The organism is Mycobacterium kubicae, assembly GCF_015689175.1.
Taxonomy (GTDB): domain Bacteria; phylum Actinomycetota; class Actinomycetes; order Mycobacteriales; family Mycobacteriaceae; genus Mycobacterium; species Mycobacterium kubicae.
Map to the genome: position 1 here is coordinate 283,508 of NZ_CP065047.1, position 21,911 is coordinate 305,418.

General features: G+C 64.9%; 21 protein-coding genes and 1 pseudogene. 15 read left to right on the top strand and 7 right to left on the bottom strand.

The window, feature by feature from the left end:
- Positions 1 to 7 precede the first annotated feature (7 nt).
- A complete protein-coding gene (locus tag I2456_RS01390; protein WP_163703757.1) occupies positions 8 to 721 on the bottom strand; it encodes a GntR family transcriptional regulator in 714 nt (237 codons plus the stop codon).
- Between the two features lie 195 nt (positions 722 to 916).
- Here I2456_RS01390 and I2456_RS01395 point away from each other — a divergent pair, with 195 nt between their 5' ends.
- The 5 genes and pseudogenes from I2456_RS01395 to I2456_RS01420 all read left to right on the top strand — a co-directional run bounded on the left by I2456_RS01395 (position 917) and on the right by I2456_RS01420 (position 5,255).
- The gene (locus I2456_RS01395; protein WP_085073928.1) at positions 917 to 1,609 is read left to right on the top strand and encodes an HAD family hydrolase; all 693 of its coding nucleotides are present in this window, start codon (positions 917 to 919) and stop codon (positions 1,607 to 1,609) included.
- An 86-nt stretch (positions 1,610 to 1,695) separates the two neighbouring features.
- A pseudogene (locus tag I2456_RS28270) lies at positions 1,696 to 3,029 on the top strand (MFS transporter).
- Positions 3,026 to 4,102 (top strand): zinc-binding dehydrogenase, encoded by a 1,077-nt coding sequence (locus tag I2456_RS01410; RefSeq protein WP_085073830.1) that lies wholly within the window; start codon positions 3,026 to 3,028, stop codon positions 4,100 to 4,102. The pseudogene I2456_RS28270 and the gene I2456_RS01410 overlap by 4 nt, the downstream one beginning before the upstream one ends.
- Positions 4,099 to 5,055, top strand: a complete 957-nt coding sequence (locus I2456_RS01415) for an amidohydrolase family protein (RefSeq protein ID WP_085073831.1) — start codon at positions 4,099 to 4,101, stop codon at positions 5,053 to 5,055. The genes I2456_RS01410 and I2456_RS01415 overlap by 4 nt, the downstream gene beginning before the upstream one ends.
- Positions 5,001 to 5,255, top strand: a complete 255-nt coding sequence (locus I2456_RS01420; protein ID WP_241008040.1) for an amidohydrolase family protein — start codon at positions 5,001 to 5,003, stop codon at positions 5,253 to 5,255. The genes I2456_RS01415 and I2456_RS01420 overlap by 55 nt, the downstream gene beginning before the upstream one ends.
- Before the next feature lie 114 nt (positions 5,256 to 5,369).
- On the opposite strand, the gene I2456_RS01425 is transcribed toward I2456_RS01420, so the two are convergent.
- Positions 5,370 to 6,197: an LLM class F420-dependent oxidoreductase gene (locus I2456_RS01425; RefSeq protein WP_085073929.1), complete on the bottom strand. Its 828-nt coding sequence runs from the start codon at positions 6,195 to 6,197 to the stop codon at positions 5,370 to 5,372.
- Between the two features lie 305 nt (positions 6,198 to 6,502).
- Here I2456_RS01425 and I2456_RS01430 point away from each other — a divergent pair, with 305 nt between their 5' ends.
- Positions 6,503 to 8,053 (top strand): DUF4185 domain-containing protein, encoded by a 1,551-nt coding sequence (locus tag I2456_RS01430; RefSeq protein ID WP_308203599.1) that lies wholly within the window; start codon positions 6,503 to 6,505, stop codon positions 8,051 to 8,053.
- 17 nt (positions 8,054 to 8,070) lie between these two features.
- Here the strand turns inward: I2456_RS01430 and I2456_RS01435 are convergent, their stop codons facing one another.
- Positions 8,071 to 8,901, bottom strand: coding sequence for an alpha/beta fold hydrolase (locus I2456_RS01435; RefSeq protein ID WP_085073834.1), 831 nt, complete (start codon positions 8,899 to 8,901; stop codon positions 8,071 to 8,073).
- 59 nt (positions 8,902 to 8,960) lie between these two features.
- On the opposite strand from I2456_RS01435, the gene I2456_RS01440 reads away from it, so the two are divergent.
- The 3 genes from I2456_RS01440 to I2456_RS01450 all read left to right on the top strand — a co-directional run bounded on the left by I2456_RS01440 (position 8,961) and on the right by I2456_RS01450 (position 11,245).
- On the top strand, positions 8,961 to 9,563 hold the full coding sequence (locus I2456_RS01440; RefSeq protein ID WP_085073835.1) for a TetR/AcrR family transcriptional regulator: 603 nt from the start codon (positions 8,961 to 8,963) through the stop codon (positions 9,561 to 9,563).
- Positions 9,564 to 9,921: 358 nt separating this feature from the next.
- Positions 9,922 to 10,566 carry an ANTAR domain-containing protein gene (locus I2456_RS01445; RefSeq protein WP_139823119.1) on the top strand — a complete coding sequence of 215 codons (645 nt, stop codon included), beginning with the start codon at positions 9,922 to 9,924 and terminating at the stop codon, positions 10,564 to 10,566.
- Between the two features lie 79 nt (positions 10,567 to 10,645).
- A complete protein-coding gene (locus tag I2456_RS01450; RefSeq protein ID WP_139823124.1) occupies positions 10,646 to 11,245 on the top strand; it encodes a hypothetical protein in 600 nt (199 codons plus the stop codon).
- 18 nt (positions 11,246 to 11,263) lie between these two features.
- On the opposite strand, the gene I2456_RS01455 is transcribed toward I2456_RS01450, so the two are convergent.
- The 3 genes from I2456_RS01455 to I2456_RS01465 form a co-directional block, all read right to left on the bottom strand.
- Complete coding sequence (locus I2456_RS01455; protein ID WP_085073930.1) at positions 11,264 to 11,824, bottom strand: DUF3558 domain-containing protein; 561 nt, start codon at positions 11,822 to 11,824, stop codon at positions 11,264 to 11,266.
- Positions 11,825 to 11,894: 70 nt separating this feature from the next.
- Positions 11,895 to 12,704, bottom strand: a complete 810-nt coding sequence (locus I2456_RS01460) for a polysaccharide deacetylase family protein (RefSeq protein ID WP_085073931.1) — start codon at positions 12,702 to 12,704, stop codon at positions 11,895 to 11,897.
- Between the two features lie 241 nt (positions 12,705 to 12,945).
- Positions 12,946 to 13,500 (bottom strand): pyridoxamine 5'-phosphate oxidase family protein, encoded by a 555-nt coding sequence (locus I2456_RS01465; RefSeq protein WP_085073838.1) that lies wholly within the window; start codon positions 13,498 to 13,500, stop codon positions 12,946 to 12,948.
- A gap of 122 nt (positions 13,501 to 13,622) precedes the next feature.
- Here I2456_RS01465 and I2456_RS01470 point away from each other — a divergent pair, with 122 nt between their 5' ends.
- Positions 13,623 to 14,246, top strand: coding sequence for a TetR/AcrR family transcriptional regulator (locus I2456_RS01470; RefSeq protein WP_085073932.1), 624 nt, complete (start codon positions 13,623 to 13,625; stop codon positions 14,244 to 14,246).
- Here the strand turns inward: I2456_RS01470 and I2456_RS01475 are convergent.
- On the bottom strand, positions 14,243 to 14,869 hold the full coding sequence (locus tag I2456_RS01475) for a TetR/AcrR family transcriptional regulator (protein WP_085073839.1): 627 nt from the start codon (positions 14,867 to 14,869) through the stop codon (positions 14,243 to 14,245). The two genes, I2456_RS01470 and I2456_RS01475, sit on opposite strands and share 4 nt — an antisense overlap.
- Positions 14,870 to 14,983: 114 nt before the next feature.
- On the opposite strand from I2456_RS01475, the gene I2456_RS01480 reads away from it, so the two are divergent.
- The 5 genes from I2456_RS01480 to I2456_RS01500 all read left to right on the top strand — a co-directional run bounded on the left by I2456_RS01480 (position 14,984) and on the right by I2456_RS01500 (position 21,894).
- A complete protein-coding gene (locus I2456_RS01480) occupies positions 14,984 to 15,625 on the top strand; it encodes a TetR/AcrR family transcriptional regulator (RefSeq protein WP_085073840.1) in 642 nt (213 codons plus the stop codon).
- Between the two features lie 50 nt (positions 15,626 to 15,675).
- Complete coding sequence (locus tag I2456_RS01485; protein WP_085073841.1) at positions 15,676 to 17,454, top strand: flavin-containing monooxygenase; 1,779 nt, start codon at positions 15,676 to 15,678, stop codon at positions 17,452 to 17,454.
- A complete protein-coding gene (locus tag I2456_RS01490) occupies positions 17,451 to 19,019 on the top strand; it encodes a flavin-containing monooxygenase (protein WP_085073842.1) in 1,569 nt (522 codons plus the stop codon). Before I2456_RS01485 ends, I2456_RS01490 begins: the two co-directional genes overlap by 4 nt.
- Before the next feature lie 56 nt (positions 19,020 to 19,075).
- The gene (locus I2456_RS01495; protein ID WP_085073843.1) at positions 19,076 to 20,692 is read left to right on the top strand and encodes a PE family protein; all 1,617 of its coding nucleotides are present in this window, start codon (positions 19,076 to 19,078) and stop codon (positions 20,690 to 20,692) included.
- Between the two features lie 119 nt (positions 20,693 to 20,811).
- A complete protein-coding gene (locus I2456_RS01500) occupies positions 20,812 to 21,894 on the top strand; it encodes a sulfate ABC transporter substrate-binding protein (protein ID WP_085073844.1) in 1,083 nt (360 codons plus the stop codon).
- Positions 21,895 to 21,911: the final 17 nt, after the last annotated feature.

The following is a 21,911-nucleotide window of genomic DNA, read 5'->3' on the forward strand; positions in this document are numbered from 1 at the left end:
CGAGCTATCAGCCGAACACGGTGCTTTCAAACGTGACACGGATGGTGTCGGCGCGCAGCCAGCGCTGCGTGATCGACACCGGCCGCAGCGAGGTCTGATCGACGTTCAGGCTTTCGATGTACCAGCCGAGGCTGGACTGTGGCGCATCGAGTTGGCCGGCGACGTCATCGTCCAACAGTTCGGTGCTGGCGTGTACCCACGATCGGCGTGGTAACAGGCCTGCGCCGGTGAGCACCCGGTGCAGTGAGTCTTCGACCCGCATGGCCAACGCCAGGTCAGGCACCAAATCAACTGGCACCCATTCGATTCCCCATGCGGCGGGCAGGTCGTTGACGAAGGATAGCCGAACCAGGCGATGGCAGGTTTCTCCCTGCGACAGCCCGAGTTTGCCGGTGATGTCCATGGGCGGCCGTTGCCGCGTACAGGAGCGCACCGCACTGCGGGGCTGCGCGCCGGCCGCACGCACTGTGGCGCTCCAGGAGGGAGGTCGACGCGCGTCGATCGGATAATCAATGCGGTGACTGGCAAAGCTCCCCGCGCCGCGCACGCGGCGGATGACGTTGCGTGCCGTGAGGTGCTGTAGCGCCGCGCGTTCCGTCGAGCGGGCAACGTTGAATCTCACCGCGACGTCGTTTTCGCTGGGAACGCGGTGCCCGTCGCGGAGGTTGCGGATCTCGGTTTCCAGGGTCCGCGCGATCAACAGGTATTTCGGGTGGCCCACTAGGTGGCACCTTAGCGTCGTCGCGTTACGCGACGTTGTCAGTCTCCATCGCAATGAGGTTGTACGGACAACTGTGGGCAAATCTGCTGTGACTGTTTGCTTTACGTACACCTTCGCGACGCCGACCGGCCAGCGTCTCCTAAGACGGTATTCGTTGAGCCCCGATGTGTGATGCTCGCGACCCGAGGAGATCCCATGATCAGATTGGTGTGCCTGGACATGGCAGGCACCACGGTGCTGGACGACGGTGCCGTCACAACTGCGTTCGACGCGTCGCTGGCCGCGGCCGGGCTCCGTCCCGGCAGCCCCGGCTATCAGGCGGCCGTCCGCTACGTCCACGAGACGATGGGGCAGTCCAAGATCGAGGTGTTTCGCTCGATCTTCGCCGGTGACCACCCTCGCGCCGAGGCGGCCAACACCGCGTTCGAATCGGCCTATCTCGATGCCATCGGCAACGACGGCCTGCGGGCGGTGCCCCAGGCCGGCGAGACCATCGAGAAGCTTCGCGGGTCGGGCTGTGCCGTAGTGCTTACCACCGGATTCTCGCCACGTACCCGTGAGCACATCATCGCCACGCTGGGATGGGGTGACCTCATTACGCTGGCGATCTCACCGGCCGATGCCGGTCGCGGGCGGCCCTTTCCGGACATGGTGCTGGTCGCCTTGATGCGCACGCGGACCGACGCGGTATCCGAAATCGCCGTTGCCGGTGACACCACGAGCGATCTGTGGACGGGTACGCGCGCCGGTGCGGCGATCGTGGCCGGAGTACGGACCGGCGCGCACAGCGATGTCGACTTCGCCACGGTCCCCCACACCCACGTGATTGACTCCGTTGCCGACCTCGTCGACTGTATCGATGCACACAACCAGGCAGTGTCGCGATGACCGTCCTGGCGGACCGAGGGCTACGCGCCCAGCTCGACGACGCGCCGGTAAGCCGATTTCATCTGAAGGCCGCCGTGACCGCCGGCATGGGATTTTTCACCGACTCCTATGACCTCAACGTCATCGGAACGGTGATCTTGCTCGTCAAACCCGAGTTCCACCTGTCGGCCGGCCAGGTCGGGGCGCTGACCAGTTCCACCTTGCTCGCAGTGGCGTTGGGCGCCTTCTTATTCGGGCGCCTCGGCGACGTGTTGGGACGTCGCCGCGTGTACGGCTTGGAGGCGCTGCTGATGATCGTTGGGGCGCTGGCTTCCGCGTGCGCGCCGAATTTCACCGGCCTGCTGATCGCGCGCGTGGTATTGGGTGTCGGCATCGGCGGGGACTACCCAGCTTCCGGGGTGATCATGACCGAATACGCCAACCGCCTCAACCGCGGCCGACTCGTTGGCTTGACCTTCGGTTTCTACGTCCTAGGACAGGTCTTCGCTTATGTCGCGGCGCTGGTCATCGTAGGCGTGGGCACACCGCACGGACTGGCCTGGCGGCTGATCCTTGGCCTGGGCGCGGTGCCGTCGCTACTGGTGTTGTGGAACCGGCGCCACATGCCCGAATCACCGCGTTGGACTCTCCTGGTGGCCGGCGATGCTGACAAGGCGGCCCATGATCTTGCCGCTTTCTCCGGTCAGGGGGTGCCGACGGCGGCAGGTAACGAAACCCTGGTTCCGGCAATCAAGCTGCGAAACGCGCTGCATCACAGGAGCTTCCGGCTGACACTGCTCGGCACCGCCGGGAGCTGGTTCTTCTTCAACGTCGCGGTATACGGAAACGCCGTGAGCCAACCGCTGCTCATCAACAGCATTGCGCCGCAAACAAGCATCGTCGCGAACATGGCCATCAACGCTGCATTGGTGGTGTGTTTCAGCCTCGTCGCAGCCCTTGTCGGCCTGGCCCTGCTGGATCGTGTCGGCCGTAGCCGTTGCAAATGCTTGGCTTTGGGCTCTCGGCGCTGTCGATGGTGCTGATCGCGGCGATACCGGATCTGGCGTCGATGGTCACGCCGTTCGCCGTGGTCTTCGGGCTGTCATTGTTCGGCATCGCGGTCGGACCCAACTACACCACCATGCTGCTCGCCGCCGAATGCTATCCGACGGCAATCCGCAGTACCGCACACGGAGTGTCCGCCGGAACCGCCAAGGTGGGTGCCTTCTTGGGGGCCCTGACCACCTCGGTAACGCTCGGCCACTTGGGTTTACGGCCCACAGTGCTGATCGCCGGTGTGTGCTTTCTGTTCGGTGTTGCCACCACGATGTTGCTGGCCGAGCCGAAAGACGCCGCACTTGACACCGTCGGCCCCGACGTCACGCAACCGAGACGCCGCGACGCCAAGCTCGACGCGCCGACGCAGCCGGTGACCGCATGACCGCTGCGACCGTCGCGGCCCGCTATGCCCGGTGGGATGGAGTAGGTCAGCCGATCACGGTCGTGAAGACCAGCACGACAACCGATCCCGGGCCCGGGCGCGTTTTGGTGGCCATCGATCTCGCCACCGTCTGCGGCAGCGACCTGCACACTGTGCACGGACGCCGCAGTGCACCTCATCCGGGCATCCTCGGCCACGAACAAGTCGGGCATGTGACGGCAATTGGTTCTGGTGCTCAGCCGCGTTACTTCGGCGGTGCACAGGTGAACATCGGTGATCGAGTGGTCTGGTCAGTCACGGCGTCCTGCGGCCGCTGCCGCAATTGCGCACGCGGCATCGAGCAGAAGTGTTCGCACCTCAAGAAGTACGGCCACGAAGCGCTTGACAACGGCTGGCCCCTCAACGGCGGCTTCGCCAGTCACTGCGTCCTCGTGCCGGGCACGACGATCGCCCCGGTACCCGACAGCGTGCCAGACGCGGTAGCGGCACCCGCCTCCTGTGCGACGGCCACAGTTGCGGCGGTACTCGACGCCGCCGCACTCAACCGGTCATCCGAGGGCACACGAGTCCTCATCACCGGCGCCGGCATGCTAGGAGTGACTGCGGCCGCGATGGCCAACGCGCTGGGAGCGCGGGTCACGGTTTGCGATCCCGATCCGGCCAGACGGGAAGTAGCGGCCGGCTTTGGCGCCGACCTGGTCGTTGCAGACGCCCTGGAGGTTCCTCCTGTTGATGTGGCACTGGAACTGTCCGGCAGTTCGCTCGCGGTCCAAGCGTGCATCGCGCGCCTGGATGTCGGCGGCCGTGCCGTTTTGGCAGGCACGGTAGCCGCCAGCCGGGATGTCTCGATCGACCCGGAGCACCTGGTGCGCAGGCTGATCACCGTCACCGGGGTGCACAACTATCGTCCCGTGCACTTGCATACCGCGGTCGAATTCCTGGTCGCAAACCAGCACCGCTATCCATTCGCCAGCCTGGTAGCGGCGCCGGCCGGTCTCGACCACCTCGACGCGACCCTGCGTTCCGCACCCCATTCAAGCTTTCTCCGCCAATCACTCTGTCCGACAGCGTGATCAGCCTGCGCGCCGTCCGCGTGGTCACCGCAGCCGCCGACATGGGGGACGCCGACGTACCGCGGTGGGTCACCATCGACGACGGCCGCATCAGTGCCATTGAAACCGAGCCGCCGAGCGCAGCACTCCGGTACGACCTCGGGCCGCTGCAACTGTGGCCCGCTTTCACCGACCTGCACGCCGACACCCTGCCGCGCTTCGAGTCTCCCCGAAGCGGTGTCAGGATCCCGCTTCCGGATGCGTTGCAAGACTTCGCCACTGACGCCGTCGCACACGGTGTCGTCCGCCCTTACCTGTGCGTCTCGGTCGGCGAGGGACCCGAGCCGATCGGCGGGTATTGCCGCGCACAGGCAGTGCTGGAGACCCTCGACCGGATTGGGGATGCCTTGGCGGTGCCGGTCCGCGTGCACCTGCGGGGCGACGTTGGCGATCCGCAATCGGTTGACCGCACTGCACAATTGCTGTCCCGGCACGGCGCGGTGATTGGACTCCTGTCGGTCATGGACCACACCCCCGGGCAGGGCCAATTCCGGACCGAAGGCGCGTGGCGCAGGGCCATGGGCGCACGTCTGCGCCTCGATGATGAAGAGCTGGATCGCTGGCGGCAATCCCTGCACGAGCATGCTTCAGGAGTTGTGGCGCGTCGCCGACAGGTCGCGCGTCTCGCTGCTGCCCACCAGACGGTCCTGGCGGTGCACGATCCGGATAGCCCGAGTGCCGTCGGCGAGGCAGCCGCCATGGGCGCTCGCCTCTGTGAATTTCCGCTGACACTGAAAACCGCTGTCGCCGCGCGTGATTGGGGATCGCGGTTGTCATGGGTGCACCCAATGCCTGGCGCGGTGCCTCGCACCTGGGCAATCTGTCTGCGCGCGCGGCCATCGCGACCGGCGTGGTGGACGTGTTGGCGTCGGACTACCACACCGGCTCGCTGGCGCGCGCCGCGGTGGCCATAGCTGCAGCGGAGGTCATTCCGATCGCTGCGGCGGTGAACATGCTCTCCACGAATCCGTGCCGGGCTATTGGTTCACCGCTGACAGGTGCCCTGGTGCCGGGCCAGTCGGCCGATCTGGTCGCGGTGCGCACCGAGCCGATCGTCAGCGTCGTGGCGACGTGGTCGTGCGGAAAGCAGGTCAGTGGGCCGTCGTTGGGGTAGCCTTCGCAGCGGCTCGCCGGGAGCCGAGTGCCGATTCTCCACAATTGCTAAGCGCAACCGATGCGGAAAGTGTCGTTGGTGCCGGCTCTCACGTCGCTATCGTCGCCGAAAACCTCACCCTAGTTTCGCCACTTCGGCCTGCAGCGCGTCCAACCGGCGAAGGGTCTGGTCATAAGGTTCGGTCGGAAGCTCGATCAGAACCTGCTCGACCGCGAGGTGAAGGTAACCTGACATAGCCTCGGCCGTCTTCTCACCCGCATGGATGACGATTACCGGCACTTCGGGTCCGGCGACGGTGCGCAGATCGTCAAGCTGACCCGCCAGCGATTGGACCGACGGACTCAACGGAATCCAACCGGTGTTCAGGCGGGCGATGCGTGGGAAACTCGCCGGGCCGCCACCGAGATACAGCGGCGGGTGCGGCTGCGTGGCCGGTTTCGGCCAACTGTAGACGGCGTCGAAACTAACGAATTCTCCGTGAAATTGGGCCTTGTCCTGCGTCCATAGTTCGATCATCGCGCGCAGGCGCTCCTCAGCCACCCGTCCGCGCAAGGCGGGATCGACACCGTGGTTCGCGACCTCTTCACGAAGCCAGCCCACGCCGGCGCCAAAGCGGAAGCGACCCTGTGACACCAAATCCAGCGAAGCGACCTCCTTGGCTGTGAGAATCGGATCGCGTTGCGGGACCAGTGCTACACCCGTTCCCAAGACCAGGTTCTGGGTGGTGGCTGCTGCTGCAGTCAACGCCACAAAGGGATCCAGGACGCGATAGCACTGCGGCGGGATGGGCCCACCTGCCGGAAATGGCGTCTTCGCCTCGACCGGGATATGACTGTGCTCCGCGACGAACAGTGACGAAAACCCGCGCTCCTCCAGCGCCTTGCCCAACTCTGCCGGTTCAATGCCCTGATCGGTGACAAAAGTACCGACACCGAATTTCATGCGCGCTCCCAACATATTTGCGGTGCGCCGGCCTTCATCCCGGCGCGTCGGCCAGTCGTTTCCAAAGATATCATTAGGGCGTTTACGGCGATATCATAGGTGTTCTGACCGCTGCCAATGCCGTTGCGGCGCCGCAGCGCCCAATCCCGATCACCAGCCGGTCGGCACCGCCTCGGCCGCGCCGGCTGCTCTGCGGGCGGCCCTTGTCGCGCCGCGTCTCAGAATTCGGTGTTGCGACACGGTCACGGGTCCATACCTATCCGTGAATCACTGGTCACAAGGGTCTCAGTAATCACTATCGTCACATGAGCGAACTGCGGGCGTCAACGCGACGTCTGTCTCAGGGAAGGTGTTACATGTCGGCGATTCCTCGCTTCGTGACGTTATCGCTGGCAGCGACGGCCGCAATCGGGCTCATCCTTCCGATCGGCGTGGCGCCGACGGCGAACGCGTTGCCGTGCAGCGCGCCCGAAGCGAACGTCCCGCCGCCGGCTAACGCGGTGGTGACGAATCCAGGCGGCAAGGTGCTCGGGCCGATGAACAGGGGACCCAGGCCACGTGGCGCGAACGAAGGCGCGCCGCGGCCGAGGAGAGGTCCGCTGCAGCGTGTGGTCCCACCGGGTCAGCGCTACTCCGCGCCAGTGCAGCAGCAAGCACTTGTCCCGGGCGCCAATCCTGGGCCACCCGCTCCCACGCCGCCCGCCGCCGGACAGCAACCGCCGGCCGCGCAGCTGGCACCCAATGGCGCCGCAGTCCCGCCGCCAAACCCTGCGCCGGCACCGGCTCCTCCGGCCGGAGCGCCAGATGGGGGTGACGCCCTGGGCGGCTCCAACACCTCACTCGTCGAGTGGGTGACCGGACCCGATGGCCCGAACAAGACTCTCGAACGCTTCGGCATCTCCGGGACCGACCTCGGAATCCTCTGGGACAACGGCGATCCCGCAAATCATCAGGTGCTCATGGCATTCGGCGACACATTCGGCTACTGCGCCGTCCAAGGTGATCAGTGGCGGTACAACGTGCTGTTCCGCAGCAACGACCATGATCTGTCCCACGGCCTGCACGTGGAGGCTGGCGACCCCAGCAACAGGTACGCGGGCTCACCGACACAACAGCCGGGCTTCTCCCGGCAAGTCATCAACAGCATCAAGTACGCGAATGAAGAGACGGGAATCATTCCGACCGCTGCCATCTCCGTCGGCAAGACGCAATACATCAACTTCATGTCCATCAAGCAATGGGGACGCGATGGAGAATGGTGGACGAACTATTCCGGCATCGCCATGTCCACCGATAACGGGCAGAACTGGGGGGTGTACCCCAACACCATCCGCGCGGCCGGACCCGACACCGGCCGAGTGCCGTACGTCGAGGGCAACGAGAATTTCCAGATGGGGGCCTACGTCAAGTCGAACGACGGCTATCTGTATTCGTTCGGTACACGTGCTGGACGCGGCGGCTCCGCGCACCTGTCGCGAGTGCCCCAGCGCTTCGTTCCGGACCTCACCAAATACGAATACTGGAACGGTGATTCGAACTCGTGGGTACCGAACAGGCCGTCGGCGGCAACCCCGGTCATCCCCGGCCCGGTCGCTGAGATGTCGGCCCAGTACAACACCTATCTCAAGCAATACCTGGTGATGTACACCAACGGCGCCAACGACGTCGTGGCCAGAACCGCACCCGCTCCACAGGGACCGTGGAGTCCCGAACACATGCTGGTGTCCTCGTGGTCAATGCCCGGCGGCATCTATGCGCCGATGATGCATCCCTGGTCGACAGGTAAAGACGTGTACTTCAACCTGTCGCTGTGGTCCGCATACGACGTGATGTTGATGCATACGACGCTTGGCTAGGGCTGGGGCCCAAATGTTCAGGCGCGCACCGCGATCGTCGACAAGAGCTGGGCCAACTGCTCGGGCCGGTCGACCATTGAGAACGTCCGCGCCCCCTCGATGACCTCCAACCGGGCATTGGGGATCGTCGCGGCCAGTCGTCTGCCGTCCTCTTGTTCGAAGAACACATCGTCGGCCGACCAGGCAATGAGAGTGGGCTTGTCGAACTCCGGGAGTCGAGCCGCGACCTCCAGAGTGACCTCGGTGCGCAGCGATAATGAAAACCGGCGCAGGTCTTCAGCAATGGCGGCGTCGGACAACGCTGGCCGCACCCAGATGCGGGTGAGATGGTCGATGTCGCGGTGAGCCAAGCCGGCGTAGGCGCGCCGGCGCGCCACAGGTGCCCGCATCGCCTGGATGGCGGGGCGAAACAGCGCTTTCGATTTGGCCGCCAGTATCACCGGCTTGAGGATCGGTGGCGGAAAGTGTTCGAACGCATCGCAACTGGTCAGCACCAGCGCGCCGAGGCGCTCGGGATGGTGCACCGCCACCAACTGGGTGACGACGCCGCCGGTGTCATTGCCGACCAAGACCACATCGTTCAGGTCGAGGGCGGTCAATACATCAGCCACGACGTCGGCGACACCGGTGATGGTCGGGTCGGCGCCGGGTCGCAGCGGCTGGGGGTGAGCGCCGAGCGGCCAGGTGGGAGCGATACAGCGCAGGCCTTGATCGGCGAGTCGCTCGCTGACCTGTCGCCAGAGTTGACCGCCCATCATGTACCCGTGCACGAACACCACGGGCCGGCCATTGTCGGGTCCGGTTGCTTCGTAATGAATGGTTCCGGCGTTAATGTCGATCGTCGGCATGGATAGCTCCCACTTCGATACTTTACAAACAGGCTGCCGGTAACTTACCAACAGGTTGTATGGAAATCAAGAGACGCACTCAGGAGGAGCGCTCCGCGGCCACCCGCGAAGCGTTGATCTCGGCCGCCCGCAAGCTGTGGGGCCAACGGGGTTATGCCGAGGTCGGCACGCCCGAGATCGCCAAGGAGGCGGGGGTCACCCGGGGCGCGATGTATCACCAATTCACCGACAAGGCAGCGTTGTTCGGTGCAGTGCTGGAAGCGGTGGAACAGGACGTGATGGACCGGATGGCCACCATGGTGGCGTCGTCGGGCGCCGCTTCGCCCGCCGATGCGATCCGCGCCGCCGTCGACGCGTGGCTGGAAGTTTCGGGCGACCCAGAGGTCCGGCAATTGATGCTGTTGGACGCGCCGGCGGTACTCGGCTGGGCGGGTTTCCGGGAAGTTGCCCAGCGATACAGCCTGGGCATGACTGAGCAACTATTGACAGAGGCCATCAAGGCCGGCCAGTTGGCTCGTCAACCGGTGCGACCGCTGGCGACGGTCATGATCGGTGCGCTCGACGAGGCTGCCATGGCGATCGCCACCGCCGAGGATCCCAAGCGGGCCCGTCGGGAGATCAGGCAGGTGTTACGGCGGCTCATCGACGGACTTCTCGAGTGAGCCGGGGCCGCGTCCTTCGGTCGAGTTATGGCGCGGCAGTCAGAGGCCAATGCATGAAGTGTTTTCTTTCCAGTTCGCTTCGATCACCTTCTTCGAATACGTGGGAGTCGACGACGACTCCGTCATTCGCAGCAACTGATTGCGTTTGAGGTCCCGCCTACGCGGGCACTTCTAGCAACTGCCGCGGCCCGCACCCGATGGTGGAACGTCTGCTGGGAAGGACGCGGAAATGGTGCACTTGATAACCGAAGCACCGCCTACGCCGGATCTTCGTAGGTGCAATTGGCGATGGCGGTGACCGGACCCGGCGACCGGGACGCCTGACTTGGACGGCTACCGCGACTCAATCCGCAAGGTCATGTCAGACCTAGCGGAACAGTCGACCGCGGGCACCGGGGTGAACCGCGCTCTGGGAACGGTGACCGCAGGTGCGGTCAGACTCATTCGGGGTGCCGAGTGCGCGGACCTCATGCTGATCGACGGGGAGCGATTCGAATCGGTAGCCCCGACGGCCGCCTTTGTCACTGAATTGGACGCAGTCCAAATGCAATACGGACGCGGTCCATGTCTGGAGGCGGCGCTCGACGATCCGGTCATTCGAGTACCTGATCTCGCACGTGAGGGTCGGTGGCCGGAATTCACCGCGGCCGCCACCGCCCGGGGCGTACGCAGCGTCTTGACATTCCAGATCCATCGCTGTCAGCACTGCGCGGGCGCGCTGAATGTGTATGGCTGTGCCGCCGGAACTTTCACCGTGGAAGACGAAGCAATCGGAGCGATGCTCGCGGCTCACGCGGCAATCGCGCTGTTAGCCCATCAGAAGGCCGCGGCCCTCGACTCCATGGACGACCGCGACGTCCTCGGCCAAGCCAAGGGCATTCTCATGGAGCGTTTCAAGATCGATGCAACACGCGCGATGCAACTCATTGCAGCGCGGTCGAAGGACGCCAACGCATCCATCAAGTCCATCGCCCACGACATCATCAGCTTCATCTCTGAGTGACGACTTCCCCGTGGCGGTCATGATGAGTGGCGCAACGCCGAGCCGAATATGATCGTCAACCGTGGCGAGTCGAACCGGTATGGGCGGAGTAGTGGCGCTGTTACTAGCGGTAAGCCTCGGCGTCTTCCCGGCGCAGGCAGACCCGAACGTCGCGCTGCCGCCGATCACCGCGACGGGAGCCGGCCCGATCCCCGGCGGTGGGGACGATGCGGAGCAAGCACGAATCGGGATGCAGCTCAGCAACCTTGACGAAGCAGACATTCAGGAGGGGGACGGCTCAGACGCGGCGGCGTTTATCAGTGCGGCCGCTGCGGCCAAGAACTCTTCCCTGTCATCGGCGTTCGTGCCCGTGCAGCGAGTGCTGGGCTGCCAGAAAGACAACACGTCCTTCGGTGTTCGCGCCTACCGGCGGGCCGACGGCCAGTGGGGCGGCGCGATGCTCGTCGTCGCCAATAGTGCGACGCGCAACCTGGACGCACTGACCGCCTGTGTCAAATCCAGCTGGCCTGCGCCGTCACCGGGAGACGCCACATCGATGTGCGCCAGCGGCTGGACGTATCCCACATCCGGGGAAAACCACCGGCCGGAAACCTATTACGTGTTGTTGGCCGGCACCGCCGGTGACTTCTGTGGTGCGCTGAACCAGAGCTACGGCAACTTCGCCACAGCCTGGCCCTGATCCGTGGACACCACTGGCCTATCGCGCGGCCGCTATCGATTGGCGGGATAACTCAACGGCAATGTCGCACGGGTCGTACAGCGGTCTTCTCTGGTAGCGAATCGACCATTCGAAGAAGTCGTCCTGATACTGAATGGCAACGTCACAGAGCCTGTTGACGGCCTTGGTCACCGAAGCGACCGCGATGAATCCGTGGTGACCATCGATGGTGATGTCGTCCACCCGCGGTCGCATCCGCTCCTCGCTGCTACGTTCGCGACCGATCGGACTGCCGCGAAACCACGTGAAGGAAAACCACGGACCGTCGACGGTTCCCCGGGCCAGCCACTGACACCCCACCGAGTTGCGGGCGGTGGTGACCAGCCCGGGAACCCGGGTCAGCCGGCTGACGGTCTCGTCGGTCACACCGCCGCATTCGGGGAAGAACGGTCCATGTGCCGCGGCTCGCGTGGTCGACGGCGACGACGAGCGTTGAGCGCCGGGACCCGAAGTGCCGCCGCTCGTACAGGCGGCTACCAGCACCGGCTGCAGCGCAGCGGCGATCGCCAATACGGCCACTGCGCGCGGGTGTCGGGACATGTTGGTAATCACTCATACCGCAAAGTTCTGCTCGAAGCCCGTCGCCGATGCCGGGGGCCCGGTCGCGCGGTTACGCCGTCTTGAGGAAGACGTCGTTGAGGGTGACCGAACGCAGGTTGCGCGCGCGGATGATCTCGACGAGCTGAGGGTAGACGTGGGTGATTGGCAGGTGATTGAGGTGTCCGATCACGATCCCCTGCGGAACGAAGTATTGGTCGGCCATCTTCACGATGTATTCCTCGGTGATCAACGTCGAATCCGACAGTGACCCTGACCAAAGGACCGGGATCGCATAGCCGAGGTCGGTGGCGACGGAGTCGGCGTTGGCGTCGTGCTTGGCGTAGGGCGGTCGCCAATACGGTTTGGCCGCAACGCCATACGTCTTCTTCAGGAAATCGTCGTTGCGCACCAGCTGCTGTGCGATCTGTCCCTTGTTGAGCGTCGTGAGGTCCGGGTGAGACCAGGTGTGATTGCCGAGTTGGATTTGACCGGAATCGACCAGCGGGCGCAACAGCTTGAGGTTGTCCGTCCAGGAGTCGTACACGCCGTTGACGAAGAATGTCAGTCGTATGCCGGTGTCCTTGGCGAACTGGGTGTAGGCGCGCACGACCTCGGAGTTGACGCCGTCATCGACGGTCAGCGCCAGCAGGTCACCCTCGCCGGGCAGTCTGTTGAGCACACCACCACCCGGTAACCGGATGCGCGCACTCGGTGGCGGCGGGGGCAACAAGCCGGCGACGGTCGGGCCGGCTGCGGGATTGGCGGCTGCTGCGGGGGCCTGAGCGAAGGTGCGCGGTTGCGGGTCGACCATGCAGCGAGCCGCCCCTACGCTGACGACCGTTGCTGCAGCGAGGGACCCGAGGAATCGGCGCCGGTTCAGCTCTGACATGTGACGGCCGAGGTTCTGCTGCGCCTGCAACCACGCCGGCGCCCGTGCGGGACACCTAGGTTGACTAACGACGACGCCACAGCAGCGAACCGTACCATGACCAGCCTCGTTCACCGGGCAGCGTCGAGCGTGTGTTCGCGGCTTTCACTGTGCGGCCTGGGTGGCAAAGTCCCACGAAGTCCGCCGTGAGTACTCGCCCGACGCCTTAAACGCACACTCGACGCAAAGTCGGTCAGGCCGGATCATCGGCATCCCACGGGATGACGCCGGACACCCAGTGGCTCAGTTGTTGCACTTGGTCATTGCGGTGCAAGTGGCGCGGCGGCGTGGCGAAACTGGAATACGGCCGGCACCGGATCACCACCCGGTTCTCCCGTTCGCACATATCCCTGACGGCCGGGCGAGCTTCTTCCCCGAGCGGTTGCCCGGACATTCGACCGGCGACGGCCGTCATGACGTCGACGGCCAGATCCGGGTCGGCGTCGAGCGTAGCGTCGGCATACACCTGCAGATAGCTGAACGGCCAGCGCTCATCGAGGACGCACAGGCTCACCTTGCCGTCGCGTTCGATGACGCGGGCCTTCCCCCGCCCCGCCATCGTCGAGACCAATAGCTCGTCGTCATCGGTGGGGACGTAATACACGATCGACATCGCAGGACCGTCGTTGCGGCGGCGGTACCCGAACACACACGTCCGGTGGGTGCGGACAAATTCCCGTCGCTCGGACGGCAGCATGTCCCGATCGGTGGGAGCGGTATAGGGCTCGGGCGCCAGAGGTAGCAGCATGACGAAGTTCCTCGCTGAGGGGATGGTTGACCACCCCGGTTAATATTGGATACAGTGTGTCCATTAATCACGAAGGTGTCAAACAGTCACTGGGCCGCACCCGCGGCCGTCCAGCGCTGCCGTTGGACCGGATCCTCACCGCAGCGCTGGACATCGTCGACGAACACGGGGCCGATGCGCTGTCGATGCGGTCTCTGGCGCAGCGTCTGGGGTCGGGCACGGCCACGCTGTACCGGCATTTCGCCGGGCGCACGGAATTGGTCGCCATGGTGGTCGACCGCATGCTCGGTGAAGTGCACCTCGACGCTCCCGGACTGTCCTGGCAGCACGCCTGCACATCGCTCGCTCAACAGATGTTCGACGCGCTGGGGCGACACGGGAATGTGGCGTCACTGCTGATCGGACAGGTTCCGACCGGCCCGAACGCGCTGGCTCAACGGGAATTCGTGCTGTCAGTGCTGCTGCGGAATGGGTTTGCGCCGGTCATCGCCGCGCACGCGTACGCGACGTTGTCTCGGTACGTCTTGGGGTTCGCCATCCAGGTTTCGACAGCTGCGGCTACCGCCCAGGACGACGCAGCCGTGTCCGCGGCGTTTCGTCAGCTCGATCCGTCGCAGTATCCGGCCACGGTGGCGGTGGCCGACGAACTGCCGGTCCCATTAGCCGAAGAGTTCAACTTCGGGCTGAGCCTCATCGTGGCGGGTCTCGCAGAACGCAACGACGAACCGCACGCATCGGGCCGTTAGGTCCGGACGAAGAGCGCGCCCCTGATCATCCGCTTGGCGGAGTTCAGGGTGGCGTCATAGGCCTCCGGGGGCAGGCTGGCCGCTTGCTGGGACAGGCCGCGAGTCAGCGCGCAAATGGCTTCCACGGCGGCCGCGGCGTCGATGTCAGCGGACAGCACGGCGCGTGCTTGCGCGTCCTCCACGATGGCACTGATGACATCGCGTAGCGCTTTCGATCCGGGGTACGTCGGGCTGCCGCGCCGCGACTGGATCGCACTTTCCACCCGCACCGCGCGCAGGAAGCCGGCCAGATAGGGGTAATCGCTGATCAGTCGTTTCGACTCGTCGAGCACCGCGTCGAGGCGATCGAGCACATCGTCGTATTGCGCTGCCGCCGTGCGCAGCCGGGGCAGCACAATGTCCTCGATCTCCTCGCTGGTCGCGGTCAGCAGTTCGGATTTGTTCGCAAAATAGTGGTACAGGCTGCCGCTGGTCATCTCGGCGGCGCGGGCGATCTCTCGGATCGAAGCCTGCGCGTAGCCCACCTCGGCCACAGAGCGCATCGCCGCGGTGAGGATTCGCCGCCGCGTTTGCTCGCCGCTCGCGCCGACGGGGCGACCGAGGTGGGCGGGGCCGGCTGTCATGCCGCCCTCCTCCAGGTCCCTCGGATCCAATTGATCGATCGAATATATTCGACCACGCCGGTACGGTGGCCACGGTCGACGGGCCGCCACATGCACGTAAGGACACCTCTGGCCATGACCCCCGCCCAGTTGGGCCGCCCCGTCGGCGCCAGCGGCGAAGAAACTCGCCAGCGGATCATCCTCGCCACCATGAAGTGTGTTGCCGAGGTCGGCTATGCGCAGGCGACGATCCGGGAAATCGCCCGCGCGGCCAATGTGACCAGTGCCAGCCTGTACAACTACTTTCCCAACAAGGCGCAGCTGATCAAGGCGACCATCGCGGCACGGGCCGAAGCGTCGATTCCCCGGTTGCGTGCTGCCGCCCAAGGGCCCGGCGACGCCATTGCGCGAATCCAGGCGGTGCTCGACGTATGCGGCAACTTGATCCGTGAATATCCGGACCTCGCCGCGTTCGAGTGGGCTATTCGGGCGGCGAATGTCATCCCCACCGACGGCGCCGGCGCCTCGGACGACGCTGCCGGTTTTGTGACGTTTCGCGGGATCATCGAGAGCTTGGTCGACGAGGCGATCGGGCATGGGGAACTCGGCGACGACCCGGACCGGCGCGGTGCGATCGAGGCGATTTACGCGCTCATCTACGGCTTGACCGAACTCGCGGCCACATTGCCGGCAGCGCAGTATCACGCTGCGCTGCAATCGGCCAAGGTATTGGTCGAGGGCGCGCTGTTCGACCGCAACCAGGCGGCCGGGCCTTGATGCAATCAATCGATTGATTATAGAGTCCTCGCGGAGAGTGGGGCCGCACCTTGACCAGAACTGCTGCGCAGTTGACAGACGTCGATGCGCTGCGCCGCAAGTACGCCCGAGAGCGAGAACGGCGAGTGCGGGCCGACGGCATCGCTCAGTACGTGGAAGTCGCCGGCGACTTCGCCCGGTTCGGTGCAGATCCCTGGGTCTCGGAGACGATCACCCGCGAACCATTGACCGACGAGGTCGACGTGGCGATCGTGGGGGCCGGCTTCGGCGGGCTCTTGACGGGCGTGCGGTTACGCGAACTCGGGGTGCAAAGTGTGCGATTGATCGACCGGGCGGCCGATGTGGGCGGCACCTGGTATTGGAACCGTTACCCCGGAATCGCCTGCGACGTCGAGTCCTATGTCTATATGCCGCTGCTGGAAGAACTCGGTTACATCCCTACGGAGAAATACGCCAAGGGCGCCGAAATACTCGACCATTGCCGTCGTATCGCCGAGCGGTACGACCTGTACCGCGACGCCTGCCTGCAGACAGAAGTGCGCGAAATCCGCTGGGAGGCAGGGACTTCCCGGTGGGTTATCCGGACGAGTCACGGCGATGTGATGCGGGCGAAATTCGTGTCGATGGCCAACGGCTACCAGGCCAAGCCCAAGCTCCCCGGAATCCCCGGCATCAACGCGTTCGGTGGTCACGCCTTCCACACCAGCCGGTGGGATTATCGCTACACCGGTGACCAGCTGGAGAATCTGGCCGACAAGCGCGTCGGCATCATCGGTACCGGTGCCACTGCCGTGCAGTGCATTCCACACTTGGCCGCCGCGGCGCAGCGACTCTACGTCTTCCAGCGCACACCGTCGTCGGTCGACGTGCGCGCCAACGCACCCACCGATCCGCAGTGGGTGAACACATTACAACCCGGGTGGCAGCGCCGGCGCATCCAGAACTTCCAAAGCCTGACTGCGGGAGGGCAGTCCGATGAAGACCTGGTCGCCGACGCTTGGACCAGCATCACTCGCAGGCTTCCGGTCATGCGGCATGACACCGAAGGAGCACGCACCCGCGACATCGAACTGGCCGACTTCTCCAAGATGGACGAGATACGCGTGCGTGTCGACGAACTCGTGACCGACCGTGCCACAGCCGAGGCACTCAAGCCGTGGTACGGCTACTTCTGCAAACGGCCCTGCTTTCACGACGAGTATCTGCAGACCTTCAACCGGGACAACGTCACATTGGTCGATACCCGGGGTTCGGGAGTGCAGCGCATCACTGAGTCTGGCGTCGTCGTCGACGGCGTCGGCCATGACGTCGACTGTTTGATCTTCGCGACCGGTTTCGAGGTCGGCACGGACTACTGCCGTCGTACCGGCTTCGAACTGATCGGCCGCGACGGTGTCACGTTGACCGAGCAGTGGCGCGACGGTGTGCGTACCTTTCAGGGCTTGTGCGCCAACGGATTTCCGAACTGCTTCATCGAAAGCATCGCCCAGGCCGGCTTGACGGTGAACTTCCCCTACCTGCTCGACGTACAAGCCACCCACGTCGCATGGGTCATCGCCTGGGCCCTGGAACACGGCGTCCAGGAACTGGAGGCAACACAAGACGCGGAAGCCGCCTGGGTCGACACAGTGGTCGAGCGCTCGGCGGCCACTGCCGAGCGCGCCAAGACGTGCACTCCCGGCTATTACAACCGCGAAGGCAAGGCGGACGCCAAAACTCGGCAAGGCAGCTTCTTCTTCGGTGCGCCCACCGAATACGCCGACATTTTGCAGGCATGGCGGGCCCAGGGAAACCTCGAGGGGTTGCACATTCGCGGGTTTCGCTCATGACAGCAGGACGGCGCTACCTCGCGGGGCGGGTCAGGGCCGTCATGCGGCGTCACCGCTCACCGAAGGTGGCGATCATCGGAACCGGCTTCGGTGGAATCAGCGTCGCAGTGGCGCTGCGCCGTGCCGGAATCGACGATCTGGTGATGATCGACGGCAATGACGGCGTGGGCGGCACCTGGCGACGCAACACCTATCCGGGCGCCGCGTGTGATATCCAAAGCCACCTGTACTCGTTCTCGTTCGCGCCCAACAAGTCCTGGAGTCGTACCTACGCCCGCCAACCCGAGATACTGGCCTATCTGGAGTCGGTGGTCGACAACTTCGACCTGCGCCGCCACCTCATGCTCGACACTCGAGTGCGGACACTCGAGTGGCACGGCGGTAGCTGGGCACTCGCGCTGGACCGCGCGGGAAGCCTCGACACCATGCATGCCGACATCGTCGTCAGCGCCGTTGGGCTGTTCGGCACGGCGAAACTGCCCGATATCGCCGGCCTGTCCGACTTCCGCGGCGCCGTCATGCACACTTCGCATTGGGATCACGGCATCGACCTGGCGAACAAGAACATCGCGGTGATCGGCACCGGAGCCAGCGGTGTCCAGGTCGTTCCGGAATTGGCCAAGACAGCCGCCCACCTGACGGTGTTTCAACGCACCCCGCCCTGGATGGTGCCCAAGGACGACCGTGCCTACACCGCAACAGAATTGCGCCGGTTCCGGCGTGACCCGTTCGCGGTGCGCCGAGCCCGCTGGAAGGTATGGAAGTTCCAGCACGACAACACCGCGACGATGGCCGATGACCCAATCGTGGCTTCTCGCAGCGAATTTGCCACCGCATTTCTGAAACGTAGTGTCGCCGACGACCATCTGCGTCGAGCCCTGACGCCGAAATATCCGTTCCGGTGCAAGCGGGTTCTGCTGGGCGAGGACTTCTACCGCGCCGTGCAGCAGGACAACGTCGCACTCGTCACCGACCCGATTGAACAAGTGACCGAAAGGTCCATCATCACTGCGTCCCAGGAGGCCGCCGACCTCGATGTGATCGTCCTGGCCACCGGATTCGAGACGTCACGCTACTTGTCCGGGATCGAGGTCATCGGGGCGAATGGCCGGCGGCTACACGATGTCTGGGGCGTCGAGCCAACTGCCTACCTAGGCGTGGCGGTGGGTGGCTTCCCGAATTTCTTCATGCTCTACGGCCCCAATACCAACCAGGGCGGCAACTCCATCGTCTACATCCACGAGGCCGCATCCCGGCTGGTGGCCAGCGCCGCGACGCGGATAGCGCGCCGAGGCGGATACCTTGACGTCCGGGCAGAAGCGGAGCGGCGTTACAACGAGCAGCTTTCCATCGCCCTCGAGCGATCCATCTGGACCCAGTGCGACAGTTACTTCCGCTCGCCCACCGGACGCATCGTCACTCAATGGCCCTATACCGAGTTCGAGTACGCCCGTCGGACCTGGCGGTTGCGATCGCGCGACTGGATACATCACCCGGGTGGCACGCAGCGAGCGCCGGCCGGGCAATCCGGATGTTCGGCGAAAGTGTCACCGAGCCCTGAATAGGGCGATACTATCAACTGATTGATTATATCAGGTGCCGGTCGTGCGAGAGGGCAGCGATGTCGTATGTGGTGGCGGTTCCGGAGTGGTTGTCGTCGGCGGCGACGGATCTGGCGGGCCTCGGTTCGGTGCTCAAAGCGGCCAGTGCCGCCGCGGCCCTGCCGACCGTCGGCTTGGTCCCAGCCGCCGAAGACGAGGTATCAGCGGCGATCGCGACGGTGTTCGCCGCGAACGCTCGCGAATTTCAAGCGCTGAGCGCCCAGGTCGAGACCTTTCATCAGCAGTTCGTGCAGGCCTTGACCGCCGGCGCGACGTCGTATGCGACCACAGAGCTGACCAACGCCAACGCGTTGCAGCAGGCGGCGTTGAACCTGATCAACGCGCCGACCCAGGCGCTGTCCGGTCGCCCCCTGATCGGCGACGGTGCCAACGGAACGCCGGGGACAGGGCAAAACGGTGCACCGGGGGGCTGGCTGTACGGCAACGGCGGCAACGGCGGGTCCGGCGGCGTGGGTCAGGCCGGCGGCAACGGTGGTAGCGCCGGCTTGATTGGCAATGGCGGCGCCGGCGGACCGGGCGGCCCCGCCGGAGCCGGTGTTCAGTTCGCGCCCGCCGGCGGGAACGGAGGCGCGGGCGGCCTACTTGTGGGCAACGGAGGCAATGGTGGCACCGGCGGATCGGGTCCGACCCCCGGCGCGGGCGGCGCCGGAAGCACAGGTGGCTACCTCGCCGGTCAACCGGGAGTGAACGGAGCACCAGGTGCGCAAGTCAGTGGACCAGGAAATCCGGGCGGACCAAGCGACCCCGGTGGACCATCGCAGCCCACGCTGAATGCGGTCGACGCCGCCCGCGATGGCCACCTGGTCTCCGCCGACGGCGGAAAGATCACCAACAGTTCGCTCGGTGAGATCTCCGGCATCGACGCCGGCATCAAGAACCCGAACGTCTACTGGGTGCACAACGACTCGGGTGACTCCGCCCGTATCTTCGCGGTCGACGCGAACACCGGCCAGACACTCGGCACCTACACACTCAGCGGCGCACGAGCGGTCGACTGGGAGGACATCGAGGTCGCCACCGGCGCCGACGGCAAGTCCTACATCTATGTCGGTGATATCGGGGACAACGGCCACTCCCGAAGCGACGTCGTCATCTACCGGGTCCCCGAGCCAACCGTGACCGGAACCGCGACCAATCCCACCAGCACGACGCTGACCGGCGTCGACCAGCTCAACGTGCGTTATCCCAATGGGGAGAAGATCAACTCCGAGGCACTTGCGGTCGACCCGCGATCGGGCAACCTATTGCTCATCGAGAAGACCGATGGTGATGTTTCACGCGTCTACTCGGCGCCGGCCAGCGCCTGGGGCGGCGCCGACACCACGCTGCAGCAGGTGGGCACGGTAGACCTGTCCCAGGCCAACTCACAATTGGTCACCAGCGCCGACTACGCACCGGACGGTTCCCAATTGGCCGTGCGTACCTACGACGATGTCCTGCTGTGGAACCGCGACCCGAACGCCAGTGCCTGGTCACCTTTTGGCCAGCCGCCCGTTGACGGGCCGCTGATCGATGAGCAGCAGGGGGAAGCAATCGCGTTCCATCCCGACGGATCGGGCTACGTGACGGTCAGCGAAGGCACGAACCAGACACTGCACGAATACCACGTCGGCTGACCGCACCACCTCGATCTCGCTGTCACACTTCGACTCAGGCTGATTCTCACCGCTGCCCTTTGGCGGTCCAATCATTAGCATCGACAACAATTTTGGACCGCACAGAATCGAAGACACCGATGGTAGAAGCCCACCGGCCGGGCCGGCGTTGGCATCGGCGGCTGCGCATCCCCTGGCTGAACATCCTCGGTATCGTCGCCATTGTCGTTGCCGCCACCGCGATCACGATCAAGAATCTCCCCGACGAGGGGCCCAATCAGCTTCTGAACGTGTCCTATGACCCGACGCGCGAGTTGTATGCCGCACTCGACCAAGCGTTCACCGCCCAGTACCGCACGCAAACCGGCGCCAACCTCGACATCAAGCAGTCACACGGCGGTTCGGGCCGGCAAGCCCGCAGCGTCATCGACGGTTCCCAGCGAGCCGAGGTGGTTTCGCTTGCCCTCATCAGTGACATCGACATGCTGCGTAAGCGCGGGCTGATCGCCCCCAACTGGCAGACCCGGCTGCCCAACAACTCGGTCCCCTACACCTCGACGATCGTGTTCCTGGTCCGCAAGGGCAATCCCAAAGCCATCCACGACTGGCCGGACCTCACCAAGGGCGATGTCTCCATCGTTACCCCCAACCCGCGGACGTCCGGCAACGGACAACTGAGCGTCCTGGCGGCCTGGGGGTCGGTCACCACCCGCGGCGGGAGTCCGGAACAGGCGGCCGACTATGTGCGCGCACTGCAGCAACATGTCGCGGTCGCCGACGCCGGTGCGCGCGGTGCCGGCATCAGCTTTTCCGTCCAGCGCATCGGTGACGTCCAATTGACTTGGGAGAACGAGGCGTTGCGCGAGGTCGCGGCCAACCCCGACGAACTCGAGATCGTCTATCCGCCGGTCAGCATTCGCGCCGAACCCGCGGTAGCGTGGGTGGACGCCAACGTCACCGATCCCAAGGTGGCCGCACACGCCAAGGCGTACCTGAATTACCTGTTCACCGACGCTGCGCAAGAACTCATGGCGCGCAACGGATATCGACCGTTCCAGCCGCAAATCCTGGCCAAGTATGCCGGCCGGCTGCCGAACCTGGGCCTGTTTCCGATCACGGCGATCGCCAACGACTGGGCCGACGCGCGGGAGAAGTTCTTCGGCGACAACGGGATCTACGACACGATCACCGCGCCGCCGATCGCAGCGGCTCCGGCGACATAGCGGAAAGACGGAACTCA